General features: G+C 69.8%; 18 protein-coding genes. 3 read left to right on the top strand and 15 right to left on the bottom strand.

Going from position 1 to position 17325, the window contains the following annotated elements; translation table 11 throughout:
* The first annotated feature begins 47 nt into the window (after positions 1-47).
* Together ACVV2G_RS10455 and ACVV2G_RS10460 are read left to right on the top strand one after the other, a co-directional pair.
* The gene (locus ACVV2G_RS10455; protein ID WP_453842356.1) at positions 48-1070 is read left to right on the top strand and encodes a helix-turn-helix domain-containing protein; all 1023 of its coding nucleotides are present in this window, start codon (positions 48-50) and stop codon (positions 1068-1070) included.
* A 2-nt stretch (positions 1071-1072) separates the two neighbouring features.
* Positions 1073-1219, top strand: a complete 147-nt coding sequence (locus tag ACVV2G_RS10460; protein WP_453842357.1) for a hypothetical protein — start codon at positions 1073-1075, stop codon at positions 1217-1219.
* A gap of 349 nt (positions 1220-1568) precedes the next feature.
* On the opposite strand, the gene ACVV2G_RS10465 is transcribed toward ACVV2G_RS10460, so the two are convergent.
* From ACVV2G_RS10465 to ACVV2G_RS10515, 11 genes are all read right to left on the bottom strand, one after another.
* Positions 1569-2456, bottom strand: coding sequence for an NmrA family NAD(P)-binding protein (locus tag ACVV2G_RS10465; RefSeq protein ID WP_453842358.1), 888 nt, complete (start codon positions 2454-2456; stop codon positions 1569-1571).
* Between the two features lie 83 nt (positions 2457-2539).
* Positions 2540-2980, bottom strand: coding sequence for a MarR family winged helix-turn-helix transcriptional regulator (locus tag ACVV2G_RS10470; protein WP_453842359.1), 441 nt, complete (start codon positions 2978-2980; stop codon positions 2540-2542).
* A gap of 320 nt (positions 2981-3300) precedes the next feature.
* Positions 3301-3453: a hypothetical protein gene (locus ACVV2G_RS10475; RefSeq protein ID WP_453842360.1), complete on the bottom strand. Its 153-nt coding sequence runs from the start codon at positions 3451-3453 to the stop codon at positions 3301-3303.
* Complete coding sequence (locus ACVV2G_RS10480; protein ID WP_453842361.1) at positions 3450-3593, bottom strand: hypothetical protein; 144 nt, start codon at positions 3591-3593, stop codon at positions 3450-3452. The genes ACVV2G_RS10475 and ACVV2G_RS10480 overlap by 4 nt, the downstream gene beginning before the upstream one ends.
* A gap of 271 nt (positions 3594-3864) precedes the next feature.
* The gene (locus ACVV2G_RS10485; RefSeq protein ID WP_453842362.1) at positions 3865-4245 is read right to left on the bottom strand and encodes a RidA family protein; all 381 of its coding nucleotides are present in this window, start codon (positions 4243-4245) and stop codon (positions 3865-3867) included.
* Entirely contained in the window at positions 4242-5786 is a 1545-nt protein-coding gene (locus ACVV2G_RS10490) for a carboxylesterase/lipase family protein (protein WP_453842363.1), read from the bottom strand. The genes ACVV2G_RS10485 and ACVV2G_RS10490 overlap by 4 nt, the downstream gene beginning before the upstream one ends.
* A gap of 21 nt (positions 5787-5807) precedes the next feature.
* Complete coding sequence (locus ACVV2G_RS10495) at positions 5808-6722, bottom strand: MBL fold metallo-hydrolase (protein ID WP_453842364.1); 915 nt, start codon at positions 6720-6722, stop codon at positions 5808-5810.
* Positions 6723-7185: 463 nt separating this feature from the next.
* On the bottom strand, positions 7186-7791 hold the full coding sequence (locus tag ACVV2G_RS10500; RefSeq protein ID WP_453842365.1) for a TetR/AcrR family transcriptional regulator: 606 nt from the start codon (positions 7789-7791) through the stop codon (positions 7186-7188).
* A 30-nt stretch (positions 7792-7821) separates the two neighbouring features.
* The gene (locus tag ACVV2G_RS10505) at positions 7822-8661 is read right to left on the bottom strand and encodes an NADPH-dependent oxidoreductase (protein WP_453842366.1); all 840 of its coding nucleotides are present in this window, start codon (positions 8659-8661) and stop codon (positions 7822-7824) included.
* A gap of 324 nt (positions 8662-8985) precedes the next feature.
* Positions 8986-11769 carry a helix-turn-helix transcriptional regulator gene (locus ACVV2G_RS10510; protein WP_453842367.1) on the bottom strand — a complete coding sequence of 928 codons (2784 nt, stop codon included), beginning with the start codon at positions 11767-11769 and terminating at the stop codon, positions 8986-8988.
* Positions 11770-12583: 814 nt separating this feature from the next.
* Positions 12584-13051 carry an Lrp/AsnC family transcriptional regulator gene (locus ACVV2G_RS10515; RefSeq protein ID WP_453842368.1) on the bottom strand — a complete coding sequence of 156 codons (468 nt, stop codon included), beginning with the start codon at positions 13049-13051 and terminating at the stop codon, positions 12584-12586.
* Between ACVV2G_RS10515 and ACVV2G_RS10520 the strand changes: the two genes are divergently transcribed.
* Entirely contained in the window at positions 13019-14659 is a 1641-nt protein-coding gene (locus ACVV2G_RS10520) for an APC family permease (protein ID WP_453842369.1), read from the top strand. The two genes, ACVV2G_RS10515 and ACVV2G_RS10520, sit on opposite strands and share 33 nt — an antisense overlap.
* A gap of 298 nt (positions 14660-14957) precedes the next feature.
* On the opposite strand, the gene ACVV2G_RS10525 is transcribed toward ACVV2G_RS10520, so the two are convergent.
* The 4 genes from ACVV2G_RS10525 to ACVV2G_RS10540 form a co-directional block, all read right to left on the bottom strand.
* Positions 14958-15128 (bottom strand): hypothetical protein, encoded by a 171-nt coding sequence (locus ACVV2G_RS10525; protein WP_453842370.1) that lies wholly within the window; start codon positions 15126-15128, stop codon positions 14958-14960.
* A gap of 4 nt (positions 15129-15132) precedes the next feature.
* Positions 15133-15342 carry a hypothetical protein gene (locus ACVV2G_RS10530; RefSeq protein ID WP_453842371.1) on the bottom strand — a complete coding sequence of 70 codons (210 nt, stop codon included), beginning with the start codon at positions 15340-15342 and terminating at the stop codon, positions 15133-15135.
* Between the two features lie 410 nt (positions 15343-15752).
* Positions 15753-16475, bottom strand: a complete 723-nt coding sequence (locus ACVV2G_RS10535) for a type 1 glutamine amidotransferase domain-containing protein (RefSeq protein ID WP_453842372.1) — start codon at positions 16473-16475, stop codon at positions 15753-15755.
* 47 nt (positions 16476-16522) lie between these two features.
* On the bottom strand, positions 16523-17325 hold an 803-nt coding region (locus ACVV2G_RS10540; RefSeq protein ID WP_453842373.1), incomplete at its 5' end, for an alpha/beta fold hydrolase.

Below are 17325 nucleotides of genomic sequence, written 5' to 3' on the forward strand. Positions count from 1 at the left end.
AGAGGCTCGGATCGGCGCGACAGCTTGAACGGAGATTCGCGACACCCATGAACAGCACTCTCTCGGTGAGCCTGAGCGGCGCGAACGCCTTCAGCGACTTCGCGTACGAGTGGCAGACCCGGCTGGGCGGGGCCTTCGCGCTGGCGCCCTTCGACCGGACGACCACGGCCACCTTCGCGGCGCGGTCCGAAGCCTTCCAGGTGCGGGACGCGATGTTCAACCGCTTCGAGAACGCTGCCGCACTCCGGACGGCGGGCAGACAGGTCGGGACCGACGATCACATACGCCTCTGGATCGTCCACCGGGGAACCTGGCGGTTCGGAGAGCCAGGAGGAATCGAGCACACCACGCAGGCCGGCCACCTACTGGCCCAGACGGGGAAGTTGACCTACTTCTCCGCGGAAGCAGGCTCCACCGCCCAGGTACTCGTCCTCCCCGCTGCCGAGATCCGGCACAACGGGGGCAGAACGGCCTCCGGTCCGGCCGACAGTCCGGAGGTTCGGCTGCTGACCGCGCACGCCACCATGGTGGGCCGGATGCTGGGCGGCCTCGGAGCGGCCGGGGTCCATGCCGCCCGCGAAACCCTGGTCGAGTTGGCCCGCGCCGTTGTAGAGGGCGGCCTCGACGACGTGGAGCCCCTGCTGTCACCGGCATTGGCCCAAGCGGCTCGGAAATTGGCTGACCGGCGGCTCACCGATCCCGGCCTCTCCCCCGCGGCTCTCGCACGAGGGCTCAACGTCTCCGCCCGCACTCTCCAACGGGCATTCGCCCATGAAGGCCAGTCGCTGAGCGCCTACATCCGAGAGCGCCGCCTCGACGAGGCGCGCCGCGCCCTCCTCACACCGCACCGGCGTATGACCATCACGGAAATCGCCGCCCGCTGGCAGTTCGCCGACAGCGGTCACTTCGCCCGCGCCTTCCGCAGACGCTACGACCAGAGCCCGACCGACTGCGCTGCCACCGCCGCTGGCGGGACAGACACCGTACGAGTGGCGGGCCCGCCGGGGAGTTCGAACGGACAGGCGTCGACAGCGCGCGGACCTTCGGCGAGCACGGCTACGACGCTGTGACGGTGACGCAGATCGCGGAGCGGGCCGGACTGACCCGCCGAACTCTCCACCGGTACCCGGTAGGCGCCATCGGATTATCCAGGGGCCGCCGTGTCGTTGCTGGATCACCTAGCCGTCTCCGGCGAGGCAGTGAGGGCAGTACCGAGTGAAGCTGGTGAACACCCAAAGGTCGTAGGGGAGGAACCGGTTGGGGGCACGGGTGCAGGGGCAGGGCGATCGGTGCGTATCGCTCGGTGTCGGGTTCGAGGGTGAGGCGCGCGGCTTCGACGGGCGTGAGCTGAGTGGGCTGGGCGAATGTCTTGAGGTGTTCGAGGCCCAGGAGGAGCCGGCCCGTGGTGTAGCTGCCTCGCGACGTCTGGAGGCCGGTTCGTGCGAACAGCATGGTGGGCGAGAGGTCCAGGCGGTGGGACAGCCTCAGGGGGAGCCCGGGCAGTCCTTCTCCGGACAGTGAAGCCAGGGCCCGCGGCAGATCACGGGGCGTTCATCGCGGCCGGAGGCTCAGGAACCAGCCACGTTTGTGGGCGCGGTCCAGCCGGTAGCTCGGATCCACTCGACCAGGTCCAGGGCGGCCGGCTCGATCGAGCGCACCACCGCGAGGTCCGAGGGGGATTGCGCCTTCGCGAACTCGCGGAACATCGCCTTGTCGAGGTCGCTGGGAAGCACGCGCAACGGGAGGACCTCGTACCGTGCCGGGAGCCCGGCGCGCGCGCCGAACGCCGCGGCGATCTGGGGGCCCGTCAGCTCGTCGCCGACGAGCTCAACGGCTCCGCCGGGCGCCTCCGCGATGTCGAGCAGGAGCGCGGCGGCGACCCGGCCGATGTCCCTGACCGAGATCATCTTCAGGGCGACGTCCTCCGGCAGCGGCAGCCTCAGCACGATCTCCCCATGCTCCAGGCTCGGTGCCATCACGCTCGCGAAGTTCTCCATGAAGGCGGTCGCGCGAACCATCGCGGCCCTCAGGCCGGACTTCCGCAGGTGCTGTTCGATCCGGTGCTTCGAGTCGTGGTGCGGCACACCCGACTCCCGGTCCGCTCCGAAGACCGAGTTGAACACGACGTGCGGGACGCCCGCCTCGACCGCCGCGTCGACGAGCGCGGTACCGGTGCGGATCTCCGCCTCGACCTCTTCGAGGCTGTTCGCCTCCGGGGTCATGAAGTAGAACCCCTCGACCGCCGCCAGCGCGGCGACCAGCGACGCCGGGTCGTCGGCCCGGATGGCCGCCAGCTCGACGCCGCGGGCGGCCAGCGCCTGAGCCCGGTCGGACTGCGGGTTGCGGACCAAAGCCCGCACCCGCGCCTTGTGGTCCAGCAGCGCGTCGACCACCGCCCCGCCCTGTTGCCCCGTCGCGCCGAAGACCGCGATCGTGCCGGTCGTCTGTGTGCTCATCGCTGCCACCCTTCACTAATTCACGGCATGAACGAAACTAGTTCACGGCATGAACTTCGTCAAGGTGCGGGGGCAGCGGGACCTCACGGTGTGACGGGTCGGTTCGAGGCGGGCGAAGAGAGGTCCGAGGTGTCCACGATGGCGGTGGCCACGCGCTCGAAGTCGCGCTGGTCGTCGGCGTCGAGGTTCCTCGCGATCTCGGGCAGGCGCTTGGCGACCTCGGCGTAAACGGCCTCGCCGAGCACCTTCCCCGTGGGCGTCGCACTGAGCATGACGACCCGTCGGTCCTGCGCCGAGCTTGCCCGGCCGACCAACTCGCGCCGCGCGGTGCGATCGACCAGCTGGCTCAATGCGTTCTTGGTCATACCCAACGCCGCGGCGAGGTCAGCCATCTGCCGCGGCTCGTTCCTGACTGCGCAGAGCAGCGTGGCCTGCGAGGGGGTCAGGTCGAACTCGGCGCAGATCTGCGCGTACTTGCGTTGAATCACGACCGAGAGCCAGAAGAGCTTGTCGCCATAGTCCACGCCGACCTCCCCTGTCCGATGCCGAACGATCAGCCTACTCGTCGCGGGCCGGCAGTCTGCACCGGGCGGCCCTTCAGGGTCGGCCAATGGTATTCGTCCCACAATGTGGGTGATGACGGTACCGCTGGCCGCCTCCTGGCTGGTCCTGGAGTTGAGCCCCGCGGGCAAGGTGCGCGAACCGCCGCTCACCGTCGCGTCAGGCCATCCTGGCCGGACAGGCGATACAGCTATGTTGCCAGAGGCAGCCCAAGGACAAACGGCCATCCGAGCCCCGAGCAGTACTCGCCCCCGTGCCCCGCACGGGCACCGGACATGCCCAACTATCGCTGAACGTCACCCCACCGGCACGGGGTCCGTGCGGCGATTTCGTCCACGATGACCTGCGCGGCGATGTCGTCCAGAGAGTCCGGCTGTTCGAGGCGTTCCCGCGCCGGAGATGCGGTGGCACCCCACGCGAGGTCGTCGCGGGTCATGGCGGTACAGCGTGCCAGCGTTCACAGGTCGGCGGGCCCAGGTCGTCGACCGTGTGCTGGATGCAACGGGCGACCGCGTCCGACAGGGGCGGGACGTGGGCGTTCAGGAGGCCGGCGCGCACCTCGGTGGCAACGCTCACGTCGCCCGGTTGCAGCGCGCCCAGCGGCAGCGAGGCCGCTGCGTGGAGTACGCGCCCGTAGACGCGCCGTGCCGGATGAGGACCGGAGGGCGGTGCAGGGTGCCCCGACAGGGAGCACAAGACGTCCAGCAGGTTCACCGGTGCAACCCTCAGGTTGACGCACGCTCTCGACAGGTGACCATCCCTCGTGTCTCCCTCCTTGTCCAGGGATGGAGGCCGGTCCGGCGCGGTCCCGTGGGCCACGCCGGACCGGCCTTGCCCTGTAGCCGAGTCAGTCGTCCAGGGCTGCCAGGGCGTCGATCTCCACGAGCAGCCCCGGAGGGAGCTGCATGTAAACGGTGGTGCGGGCGGGGAAAGGTTCGCCGACGGCCGCCGCGTACGCCTCGTTCAGCTCGGGCAGGTGGGCGGGGTCGGTGAGGTAGGCGCGGAGCATCACGACGTCTTCCAGTCCGGCGCCGGCCGCCTTGAGTACGGCGGTGACGTTGCGCAGGGTCTGCGTGGTCTGCTCGGCGACCGTGGTGCCGACGACCGCGCCGGTGGTCGGGTCGAACGGGAGTTGCCCGGAGACCTGAAGGATCGGGCCCTTGCGGATGCCCTGGGACAGCGGGGCTGCCGGAGTGGGTGCGTTCTCGGTGGTGATGACGGTTCTCATGGTGTGTCCTTGGCGGAAGGGCGCACAGAGCCGTCTGTGCGAGGGAGGCAGGCCCAGGCCTGTCGTTCCTGGCTGCGAGGGTCGTCGACCTGGGTCCACTCGGCGTCGATGCGCATCGTGGTCCGGCGTGTGGTGTCGTACTGGTCCCAGCCGGGGTTGCCGGTCCTGGCGAAGCGGATCCAGGCCTCGTGCGTGCGGGTGGCAAGGTCCACGGGGGGCTTGTCGGGACCGAGCAGGACGCCCTCACCCGCCAGCTGCGGAAGTTCCGCGATGTCGAAGACGAAGGGGAGTTCCATCGTGTGGGTGGCGCCGAGGTCTCCGCCCAGGGCCTGGGAACGCCAGGCGAACTCGTAGCTGAACGTGGCGGACTGGGGGTGGGCGGCATGTGCGCCGACCAGGGCCCAGCTGCCCGCGCCGAACAGCGCGTCACCCATGATGGCCGACCGCAGCCCACCGAAGGACGCCTCGGGGCGGGTGTTGCGGTACGTCTCCACGAGCTGCGCGGGCTTCGGGTGTGAGCGCACCGCCGTATCGTCGACATCGTCGGCGGTCGAGATCGCGTACTTGTCGACGGGGACCAGGTAGAGGTTTCCCTCCTCGGTGTTGGTCCCGACGAGCAGGTCGACGTCGGCGCTCAGGCCGGCGCCGACGGACACGGCGGGCTGTGTGTCGAGCACCAGACTGAAGGGGCTGAGGCCGATCAGCGGATCGTGGTGCGTCTCGGTCCGCAGGTCGATGCCCGCGAGCCGGGAGGCGGCCTCCACCAGGCGCTCGTCGGAGATGTCCGCGAAGGCGTCGGTGTGCGGCTCGATGCCCAGTTCCTCGGCCGCGGCCTTGGTGACACGGGCGGCCTGCTCGGAGGTGAACGCCCCCAGTCCGCTGCCGCTCTGCGTGATCGCCCGGCGGAACAGGCCCGCCGCCTCAGGGGTGGCGAGGATGCCGCTGACGATGGTCGCTCCGGCCGACTGGCCGAAGAGGGTGACGTTGTGCGGGTCACCGCCGAAGGCGGCGATGTTCTCCCGCACCCAGCGCAGGGCCGCGACGACATCGAGCAGGCCGCGGTTGGCGGGCGCCCCGGGGATGTCGAGGAACCCGGCGATGCCCAGCCGGTAGTTGAGTGTGACCAGGACGACGCCGTCGCGGGCGAAGGCGGAACCGTCGTACAGCGCGGACCGCGTCGACCCGGCGACGAACCCGCCGCCGTGGACGAACACCATCACGGGCAGAGCGCTGTCCGCGGCGGTGGGCTGGAAGACGTTGACGGTCAGGTAGTCCTCGCCACGGCTCCAGCCGGCGCCGAAGTACGGGGCCATGTCGATGCTGCCGAGCTTCCGCTCGGACTGCGGGGCGTTGGGGCCGGGCACGGTGGCGTCCCGTACGCCGTCCCAGGGCCCGTGTGGCTGCGGCGGGGCGAACCGGCCGGCGCCCGTCGGAGGAGCGGCGTAGGGGATGTTCAGGAAGGTGGCGGTGCCGTCGTCCTGACGGAGACCGCGGACGGCTCCCTGTGCGGTGGTGACGACGGGCTCGGGTTCGTGGCTCACAGCTATGCCTTTCCGGGGGCGTCAGCGCTGCTCGGAGTACGGGGCGAAGGGCGCCCAGCCCTTGATGTCGAACGTGTTGCCGTTACGCGCGATTTCGGCGGCTCCGTGCCCACCAAGGTGCGCGGGGATCAGGAGCGCGTTGTTGTCGGCCGCCCAGCCCAGCACCTTGCGGCGGGTGGCGCGGGCGCCTGCGGGGTCCTCGCAGAAGCAGCTGTTGGCGTCCGGCTCGACGATCTGCGCCGGGTTGTGCAGCAGGTCACCGACGAACACCGCGCGGTCCGTCCCAGAGCTGAGGGTCAGCACGGAGGAGCCGGGGGTGTGTCCGGGAGCCGCGTCCAGGCGCAGGTCGGCGTCGATCTGGTGGCTGTTCTCCCACAGCAGCGTCTGGCCGGTCTGGTGCACCGGGGCCACGCTGTCCTCGAAGACGTTCTGGTTGCCGCGGCCGAGCAGCGGCTTGTGGCCGTTCTCGGGATTCCAGAAGTCGAAGTCGTCCTTCGGCATCAGATAGGTGGCGTTGGGGAAGGTGGGCACCCACTGTCGGCCGTCCAGGTACGTGTTCCAACCGACATGATCAATGTGCAGATGCGTGTTGATCACGATGTCCACGTCCTCGGGCTGGACACCCGCCCGGGCGAGGTTGGCCAGGAAGTCCGTCTCCAGGTGGCTCCAGACCGGCGCGTACGGGCGCTCCTTGTGGTTGCCCACACCGGTGTCGACGAGAATGGTCTTGCCTCCGCTGCGCAGCAGCCAGGTCTGGATCGCGGAGTTCACGGTGTTGGTCTCGGAGTCCACAAAATGCGGGGCCAGCCAGTGGACGCCGTCCTTCCAGACTTCCTGCGAACTTTCCGGGAAGAAAACGTGGGGCTCCATTTCGACGGAACCGTAGTATTCCCAGACGCGGGTGATGGAGACGCTGCCGAGCGTAATCTGTTCCATGCGATTTCCTTGGAGTTCGTAAGGTGTACCCAACCGTACGAACGGCTCCAGCGGGCGCGGTATCCGTCACGTGACTGCACCGGTGCGGACGGCTCTGAGCACGGGGCCTTTCCTCTTGTCGGCCAGGTGGAAGGCGAGGCATCTCCCCTTCGCCAGTCTCGGTACGCGAGGGTTCCCTCCGGTATGCGTCAGGTGACTGCTTTCGGAGGCTCTGCAGCACGCAGGTGGAGGAGCGTGGGGTGGCTCGCAGTGGTGTGGACGGTGAAACGAGACAAGGCGCCCGTTGTCGGCATTGACGACCGCGCGGCGCCGGACGGGTCTGCACCCGTGGACGATGGCTTACGGTTCAGGGGGCTGCTGAGGCAGGGTGCGGTGGCGGTCGACTACGTTGCGGCGCCGACAGATGTGACGGTCGAATGCCGGTGGCCGCCCGCCGTGACGGCCGCGGTTGTGCCGGAGTGCGTCACGGCCCACCGGGGTGGGTCCGGATCGCTTCCAGCCCGCCGATGACCATGGCCACGGAGAACTCGGTCGCGGTGGCCAGGTCGTAGCGCGAGTGGTCCACCGACGCGGTGTAGGCGGGAAGGGTCTCGCGGATGTGGTCGGACATGGCCGGCGCCGGCAGTCCCTGGGCGAGGCCGAACGCCTGGAACTCGACCATGGCGACGACCAGGCGCAGCTGGTCCAGCCGGAAGCCCCCTTCGATCAGTGCGGCGAACATCGGCTCGTAAACCGCGAGGGAACGGTCGCAGGCCACGGCGGTGGTGGAGAAGAGCGGCAGGATGCGCCGGTGCCTGGCATACAGGGTGGTGAGCCGGCGCAGGAGGTTGGCCACGGCCTCGCGCCAGTCGTGCGCGGGTCCGACGGGTTCCATACGTTCCAGCATCCGCAGCCGGGCGAGGTCGATGACCTTCGCCCGGCCTGTGACATGGGAGTAGAGCGAGGACGGGGCGACGCCGAGGTGCCGGGCCAGCTGAACCATCTGGATGTCACCGGTGCGGTCGACGAGTTCGATCGCGGCGTCCGCGATGCGTGTCGCGGACAACAGCGGCGTCTTCGGCCTGGCCACGCCCAGTCCCCCACTTCCTGTGGAATGCCCTCAGCGCAGCAGGTAGCCGCGCTCCTCCAGCGTACGGCGCAGGTTTTCACGTCCGTCCATGTAGTCCAGGCCCGTGCCCACCGCGACGGAGTGGCTCCATGTCTTGTCACGCAGTCCGTACTCGGCGCGGAAGTCCTTGAACGCGGTCTCGTAGTCCTCGATCCACTCCTCGGTCGGCCGTGTCCGGTAGCGCTCGCGGTGCAGCACGACGTCCTGCGCCGGGCGGGGATGCACCGCGCTGGGGCGGCGCGGGTCCGGGGTGCCGACGGCCATGCCGAACACGACATAGGCGTACGAGGGAAGTCCGATCAGGTCGGCGAGTTCCTTGGCGTGGTTGCGCAGCGAGCCCAGGTACACGCCTCCCAGGCCGATCGCCTCTGCCGCGACGAGACCGTTCTGGGCGGCCAGGGCCGCGTCGATCGACGCCATCAGGAAGGCGTCGACGTAGTCGGTGACGACGGGTTCGCTGCCCAGCTCGACGCTGATCGCGTGGTTGCGCGACATGTCCGCCACCCACAGCAGCACGCTGGGGGCCTGGGCGACGAAGTCGAACCCGGTGAACTCCGCGCCGTGCGTCAGCCTCGCGAGCTCGGCCTTCGTCTCCGGGTCCGAGACGGCCACGAGACTCCACTGGTGAAGGTTGGACGACGTGGACGCCGACTGGGCGGCTGCCACCACCGTCTCCAGCGCGCCGTCGGGCAACGGCTCGTCGGCGAACGCGCGCACTGAGCGGTGCGCGAGCAGTGTTTCGATCTGCTCGTTCCAGATGATGTTCTCCGGCGTCGCCTGCTGCCCGTAGCGGGCTTCCAGGAGTGCGTACCGCTGCGACGAGTCGGTCATGGCTGTCCTTCCGTTATCCGAATCGGATTCGGTTTTGGCAACCACGAGCCGGCCGGGTTCATTCCCCGCTGTTCCGGCCTGTCGGCAAGAAGCTGGACAGGGCCCTGCGCCAAGGGCTGCGTACGGCTTCCGTCGAGGCGGAGGGGGGTCGCCGGACGAGTAGGCGAGCAGCCGGTGTCGGAGTCGTCGGCCCGGGCCCCGGGCGATCTGGGGCTGCGTGATCCGCAGCTGCCTCGCCCCGCTGGGAACCCGGCAGCGACACGAGAAGGACACGCCCTCGCAGCGTAAGCATCGAGATCTTCCGCTGGCACGGGGAAACCTCACTCAGCCCTGGACGCCGGTTTCCGACAATATGCCTTCGACCACGTCGCGGAGCTGTGAGCGGGCGGTGATGCCGAGCTTGGGGAACACCCGGTAAAGGTGAGAACCGACCGTGCGCGGTGAGAGGAACAGCTTTTCCCCGATCTCACGATTCGTCAGGCCACGGGCCGCCAGCTGGACGATCTGCTGCTGCTGGGGGCTGAGTTCGGCGAAGGCAGTGGGTACGACGTCGCCGGCCTCGATACCGGCGGCGCGTAGTTCTGCCTGTGCCCGCTCGGCCCACGGCCGCGCGCCCAGCCGCTGGAAGGTTTCGAGGGCGGCGCCCAGCAGCGGACGGGCCTCGGCGATACGGCGCTGCCGCCGGAGCCATTCCCCGTAGTCGAGCTGCGTCTGCGCCCGTTCGAACGGCCACTGCTCACCTGCGGGTTCCCTGAGCGCTGCGCGGAAGAACGGCTCCGCGTGCTCGGGTTCCGCCAGCAGGGCGCGGCCCCGATCGATCAGTGTCCTCACCCGTACCGACATACCTGCACCGAGGCGCCGCGCCGACCCTTCCAGTAGCTCTGCGGCGTGTTCCTGTCGTCCTCGGCGGACGGCCGCCGCCGCCAGTTCGGCCAGGAGGGTGTAGGAGACGTGGTAGTGGACCGGATCGCCGTCGTCGGTGAACGCGGAGCGGAACTGCGTGTACGCGGTGTCGTAGTCGCCCTCGGCCACGGCCGCCATCCCCAGGGCCCGACGCGCGAAGACCGCGACGGAGCGGCTCTCCAGTGGATCGACGAGAGCCAGGGTTCGTGCGACGAGCCGGCGTGTGGCGGCCGGGTCGCCGAGCAGAGCGACCACCGTGGCATCGAGGGCGTGAGCACACGCCTCGGCGTGGTCGAGTCCGGCCGACGATGCCATGGCCGCGATATCAGTCGCCACCGAGCGGGCCTCGGCCCATCGGCCCTGCTCCAGGCGAGTCCAGCCGGCCGCGCATCCCAGTCCGTCCGGGAGCCACCCACGGGCCTGCCACTGGTCGAACGCCTCGTCGAATGTCCTGGCGGCGAGGGTGGTCTGGTCGAGCAGCCAGGCGACGACGGCCAGCGCGGTCAGGCGACTGGCGTCGCCCTTGGCCTTGGCGATGAGCCCGGGCAGGGCCGGTGTGAGGAAGGCTCCTGCGCTGCTGGGGTCCGAGACGGCCAGGACCCAGGCGCGCAGCGCCGCTCCGGCGGCATCGTCGGGCATGCGGGAGAGCAGGCTCTGAATCTGTCGCTGTTGGGACTCCTCGCCCGAGTAGTAACGGACCACCGCCGCCGCGGCCAGCGCGTCGAGAACGAGGGGCGACCGGGCGTCCGCCGCCTCGTCGGCAACACGCATGAGCAGGGCGAAGGCTGCTGTGTGATGGGAGCCCAGGGACATGAGCTGTCCGGTGGCCAGCGCGGCTTTGCCCAGCAGTGCCCGGTCGTCGGTGCACTCGCGGACTGCGGCGGCCAGTTGTTCCACCCAGCCGAGTTGACCGGTGAAGACGGCGGTGGTGGCGGCTTCGGTCAGAAGACGCGCCCGGTCCTCGCGGCGCGGGCTGAGTTCCGCGGCGCGCTCCTGGGCCGCGGCCGCGGCCGCGAAGCCACCCCAACGCCGGGACCAGGCTGTAGTCTGCTCGAGGGAGGACGGCAAGTCGGGGTCGGGGCGTACGGTCGCGGCGGCGAGGTGCCAGGCGCGGCGGTCGGGCTCCTCGCGCAGCAACTCCGCGAGAGCGAGGTGGGCCCGGCGGCGTTCCTCGAACGACGCGGCATGGTAGACGGCGGAGCGGATGAGCGGGTGGCGGAAGGAGATCCGGGATCCGTCCTGGCGTACGAGACCGGCCCGGTCCGCGGGTACCCATGCCTCGTCGTCCGCCTCGGGAAGTCCCACGGCCGCCACCGGAGCGTCCGCCGCGTCGGCGGCCGCGAGCAGCAGCAGGATGCGGCGGGTTGGTTCCGGCAGGTCCGCCGCGTGCCCCGCGAAGAGCCGCTCCAGTCGGTCGGTGACCGGCAGCGGGCCCTCCACGCCACTCCCCTCGGGGTGCCGGATCGCGGTGGCGCGGGCCAGTTCCACCAGGGCCAGCGGGTTGCCGGCCGCCTCCTGGAGGATCCGCACCCGGGCTCGGCCGGCGGGCGGCGTGGGTTGCCGGTCCAGCAGTAGGTTGGCCGCCTCGGCGTCCAACGGGCCGAGTTCGAGGCGCTCGTATCCCTTGTCGAATCCAGGCAGGGCGGCCGCGGTGCGGACTCCGACCAGCAGCGTGACGGGCTCGCTGCCCATGCGTCGCGCCACGAACGAGAGAACGTCCAGTGATCCGCGGTCGATCCACTGGGCGTCGTCGACCACCACCAGCAGCGGGGCGGTTTCCGCCAGGTCCGACAACAAGGTCAGGACCGCCAGACCGACGAGCGATGCGTCGGGAGTCTCCGCACACTCTTCGAGCCCCAGGACGGCTCGGAGCGCGGAGCGCTGCCGCGACGGCAGTCCCTGCGTTTCAGCGAGTACCGGGCGCAACAATTGATGAAGACCGGCGAATCCGAGGTGCGCCTCGGAACCGCTCCCCACCGCCCGCAGCACTCGGCCACCCGCGCCCCGTACGCGATCGGCCGCGAGGTCGATCAGCGTGCTCTTTCCGGCACCGGGGTCACCCGTGACGATCAGAACGTCGCTGTGGGACCGGTCGGTGCCCACACGCCGGATGATCTCCGCGGTCTCGGGTTCTCGGCTCACCACCGCCGGACCGGAATTCCGCGTCGAGCGCTGCTCCCCAAGAGCCCTTCCATCGTATTGCACGGATGCTCCAAGGAATCGAGATACCCCAGACACTAGCGTGGGGCTACGGCGGCAGCGCCGGCAGCGGCATCGAAGGCCACGACGCGTTCGGCCCCTGCGCCGCGCGCCCTGCCTGCGGGCTTGACGAGGGTCACCTGAGGCTGGCGTCGCATTTGCCCCCCCCCGACGGCCTGGAAGACATCGACGCCGTCCGACAATCCGGCCATGGGTCCGGCGAGCGCGTCCGGGGTGGCGGTCATGTCGACGTGGGCGCGGAGGAGGGAAGTCCGGGTCCGCGCTGTCGAACACGATCACGCGGACGGCGTCATCCCCGGCCAGCGAGATGAGCAGGCGTCGCACCCCGGCCGAGACCACGACGCTGAGGACATCGACCGGCGGGTTGTCGACGAGGCTCACCCCAAAACTCCATGACTTGGGTGACAGCCGGACCGTCACACCCTCCTCGGACGAGCGACGGGCCGCCTCCTGGACGCAAGAGCGTCCTGGACGTGACCGGCCCGTGGGCCGAAGTACTCAGCACGCAGCACGCAGCACAGCAACGTACTCGCCAGGTGATCAGGGCCCATATCCGGGGCAGGGCTGCGTCATGCCAGCGCGCGGGGATGGTGCAGTGCAGGCGACGGCTGGTAGGTCCGAGGAGCGAACGGCCTCGCCCGCGCGTTCTGTGCAACTGTACGGCGGTCGCAGCCGCCCTCGTCGTCTTGCTCTCCAGTGACGCCATCCACGGCCGCCCCTCCTCTCCCCGCCGCGCTGCCTGCGCCTCCTCGGTCACCTCAGGGAACCGTCCCTGTGGGACAGCTGCCTGAGAGGCCTCCTACACGGTGGTGTCGTGCAAGGGGCTGACGACCTGGGTGCTGACGTGCTGGTAGATCACGTTGCTGCGGAAGTTGACGATCTCTCGGCGCTGACTGAAGCGGTCCATGAGGAGGGTGTGCAGCTGGTCGACGTCAGGTACGGCCACGTGAACGAGGAAGTCGTCGCCGCCCGCTATGACGAACACGGAGAGAACCTCGGGCAGTGCACTCACGTATGCCTTGAAGCCTTCGATGACGTCTCTGCTGAGTGGGCGCACCTGGATCGAGAGCAGCGCCTGGACGGGGCGGTTGATGGCCCTCAGGTCGACCGCCGCGTGAAAACCGGTGATGATTCCGCTCTTGCGCAGCGCGCGGGTGCGCTCCAGACAGGTGGAGGGGGCGATACCCAGAACGCGAGCCAGTTCCCTGTTGGTGATCCGTGCATCGCGTTGCAGATGTTCCAGGATCAGCGAATCAAGTTCGTCCATGAGCGCCAGTTTCGCAGATCCGCCGAATTACCTTCGGCACTTCTCCTGCACCCCGACCGATCGCTCTACGTTCACCTTCACCAGCCGAACAACGAGTGGAGGCGTGTGATGGAGAGGCGTTCTGGTCTGGGGGTCGGGAACGGTACGGCGCTGTGCATCGGTGCGGTGCTGGGGCCCGGGGCACTGACGTTGACGTCCACGGCCGCGGCGGTCGCCGGGCCGGGGTCGATCCTGGCCTGGTTCGGGCTCCTCATGGTGAGCCTTCCCATCGCCTGGGTGTTCGCCGTGCTGGGTGCCCGGCATCCCGATGACGGCGGGGTGGCGGCCTTCGCTCGCTCAGCCTTCGGGCCACGACTCACCGCGCCGGTGGGCTGGTGGTTCTACTGGGCTGTCCCCCTGGGCGTGCCTGCCGCGGCCCTCATCGGCGGGGAGTACGTGGCAGTTGCCGCGGGGTGGGGGCACTCCACCACGGCCACGATCGCCCTGCTGGTCCTGGCCACGGCTTACGGCAGCAACCTCGTCGGCCTGCGCCTTTCGGGCCGGATGCAACTGCTCATGGTCGGACTTCTGAGCTCCCTGCTGGTGGTCACCATCGCGGTGACCGGCACGTATGTCCGGCCCGCCCATTTCACTCCCTTCCTGCCTCACGGCTGGACCTCGGTCGGAACTGCGGCGGGCATCCTGTTCTTCGCCTTCGCGGGCTGGGAAGCCATCAGCCACCTCTCGGCGGAGTTCGCCGTGCCCAGCCGTGACCTTCCCCGCGCAACCCTGCTGGCCTGGGGCATCGTCAGCGTCCTCTACCTGGGACTTGCCCTCGTCACCATCGGGGTGCTCGGACCGCGGGCCGGAACCACCACCACCCCTCTCACGCTCCTCCTGGAGGAGGGCTTCGGTGCACCCGCCCGCGCGGTGGCCGCAACCGCCGCACTCCTGCTCACCTTCGGCGCGGTCAACGCCTACCTCGCGGGAGCCGCCCGGCTGGGTGAGGCGCTGGGCCGCCAAGGCGCCCTGCCGCTCGGCATCATCACTGGAGCCGCGGGAGCCACAGCCGTCCCACGGCGCAGCCTTACGGTCGTCACGCTGGCCTCGGCAGTGATCACCGTGACGGTGGCATTCGGGCTCATCGGCCTGGACAGCCTGTTGCGGGCCACCTCTGCCTGCCTGGCCGCCGTCACCCTGGCCGGGCTCGCCTCCGCGACGGTCCTGCTACGGGGCCGCACCCTCCTGCGAATCAGCGCCGCCGCCAGCTGTCTTGTCATGGGCACCGTGCTCATCTTCTGCGGCCCCTACCTGCTGGTGCCCGCTGCCCTGGCCGGCGCTGCCACCTGCTTCCACGCCGTCAAGACCTCCGCTCGAAGCGCGAGGACTCACCAGCTCGCTCAGCCGTCTACTGGACACACCCCTCGACCGTGCTCGCATCGCGAAAGTCCGCGCGCAGCCCGGAGAACGGTCGTGGGCTCAGGGGTTCCTGGGACTCTTCTGGGACTTTCGGCCGCGTCAGCGAGCACGCGCAGGAGACATCTGAAGGATGATTCACGCAGGTCAACGCTCTGCAAACCCGTATCGTCGCAGGTCATGAAACTGGGTCGTTTCTTCCGGGACATCTGATGGGCGAGTGCCGCCGCACCCCGCCTGACCCGCTCCTCAGCAGGACAGGGAGGGGCGCGGCGGTATCTCTGGGACTTCTGTGGGACTTCGCGCCTGCGGCGGGGTACGAGCCATGCCCCACAGGCTCCGGCGGCCGGCCTCGGCTCCGCGAAGATCGCGTCGAGGGCGGCGCTCCTTCGTGCGCCGGCGCGGGGCAGGAAGGGGAGTACTTTCCCAGTGAACCCGGGGTCGGAGTGCCCCGGCCAGCACGCCAGGGAGACGACAGAGCGGATGAGCTCGCCGGGGCGTGCGCGTCTGCTCACGCGGTCGAGGCGGCGGTGCACACCTGGTCGAGGAGGCGCCGGGCGGTGTCGCTGAACTCGTCGGTGCCGTCCGGGATGCTCCACTCCCCAGAGACGCACCCCAGGACGAGTGCCGCCAGTTGTGCGGCCGCCGCGGCCGGGAGGGCGGGTGTGCCGCGGTGTTCCATGGCCTCATTCAGCGCGGCCGTCGAACTCGGTGAGCACCAGCAACGGGTCGCCGTCGTTCCCCGAGCCGTGCAGCCCCTCCGTCCCGAGCAGGGCTTCGGGCAGTGTCCGTTCCACCAGCGCGGGCAGGGTCTTGGCGGGCACACCCAGGATCAGGCCGCCGGTGCCGTGACCGACGACATTCCGGTCGGCGTCGACGAGGAGGGTGACGAGCAAGGGGCCGTGCGCGTGCACTCCGCCGGGCGCTGGTGCCTGGTTCGGCGCGCCCGCGGCGTGAGGTCCACGCGGGCCGGCGGGCTGTGCCGGAGGGGCCGCAGCAGCCGGGAGGGGCGCGGCCGTACCGGCTCGACGCCGGCGGGACACCGGCTCCCGCGATGCTCGCCGGAATACGTGCCGGACCGTTGGTGGGACGCGGCGCAGGTCGCGTACTGCCGCGAGCAGGCGCTGCGCCGACCGCGGCGCTCGGTCGGCTCAGCGCCCTCGTCCCCGGCACTTCCTCGCACGCCCACCTGCGTCAGACCACCGCCGCCGGCCGAAGCCGTGGCGGAACTCGATACGATCGGCGGCTGGCACCGCGGAACACCTCCGGTCCGCCGGGCAGAAGCCCGGCGGACCGGAAGGATCTTTCACGTGGAGGCGGACAGGCTCTCCTCACCGGCGGATCCGGCCCGAGCCGTGGTGAAGGTGATGAGGGCGTCGGCTGCCGGGCCGGAGGAGGCGGGGTTCTGGCCGGTGATGAGCAGGCCGTCCTGGACGACGTAGGGCTGCCAGTCGCCGATCTTGGAGTAGTTGCCGCCGAGCTTGATGAGTTCGTCCTCGACGAGGAAGGGGACGACATCGGTGAGCTGGACCCCTTCCTCCTCGGAGTTGGTGAAGCCGGTGACCTTGCGGCCCTGGACCAGTGGGGTGCCGTCCTCGTTGACGGTGTGGCGCAGGACGCCGGGGGCGTGGCAGACCAGGGTGACGGGCTTGCCGGAACGCAGGGTCGTCTCGATCAGGCGGGCGGAGGTGGCGTCCTCGGCCAGGTCCCACAGCGGGCCGTGGCCGCCGGGGTAGAAGACGGTGTCGTAGTCCTGGGCGTTGACCGAGTCCAGGCGCACGGTGGTCGCCAGCGCTGCGGTCGCTTCCGCGTCGGCCTCGAAGCGGCGGGTCTGGTCGGTCTGGTTGGCGGCCTCGTTGCTCTTGGGGTCCAGGGGCGGTCGGCCGCCCTTCGGGGAGGCGAGGGTGATCTCCCAGCCGGCCTCCTTGAACCGGTAGTACGGCGCGGCGAGTTCCTCCAGCCAGAACCCGGTCGTGCGACCGGTGTCACCGAGCTGGTCGTGCGAGGTGAGGACGACGAGGACCTTCATGATGACTACTCCTGTGGATCAGTGGGCCGGACGGGCGGGGATACGGGTCACCGGGCGAGGAAGGCCAGCAGGGCTTCGTTGACCTCGGCGGTGTGGGTGGTGAGGAGTCCGTGGGGTGCGCCGTCGATCTCGGTGTACTGGGCGGTGGGCAGGGCCTTGGCGAAGCGCCGGCCGGTGGCGTCGACGGGCAGGGTGCGGTCTGCGGTGCCGTGGACGATCAGAGCCGGGACGTCGATCTTGGGGATGTCGGCGCGGAAGTCGGTGGGCCAGGTGAGCGGGGCGGCGGCCGAGGCGATCGCGCCCGATCCGGCGGCGACGTTCCAGGCGTTGCGGACCGCTTCTTCGCTGACGCGGGTGCCCAGGTTCTCGTCGAGGTTGAAGAAGTCGTTGTAGAAGCCGGTGAAGAAGGCGTACCGGTCCTTCTTCACCGCCTCCGAGACACCCTGGAAGAAGGAGGCCGGCGCCGCGCCGTCGGGGTTGTCGTCGGTGATCTCCAGGAACGGCTCCAGCGAGGCCAGGAACGCCGCCTTGGCCACACGCGCCGAACCGTACGTCGACAGGTAGCGGGCCACCTCACCCGTGCCCATCGAGAATCCGACCAGCACCGTCTCCCGCAGGTCCAGTGTCTCCAGCACGGTGTTCAGGTCGGCGGCGAAGGTGTCGTAGTCGTACCCCGTCGAGGGCTGGCTGGACTTGCCGAAGCCCCGCCGGTCGTACGTGATCACCCGGAAGCCCGCGTCCAGCAGGGCCGACGTCTGCCCCTCCCACGAGTTCCCGTCCAGCGGGTAGCCGTGGATCAGCACCACCGGCTGACCGGTCCCCTTGTCCTCGTAGTGCAGCTCGATGTCCG

The sequence above is a fragment of the Streptomyces sp. JK94 genome, assembly GCF_053613315.1.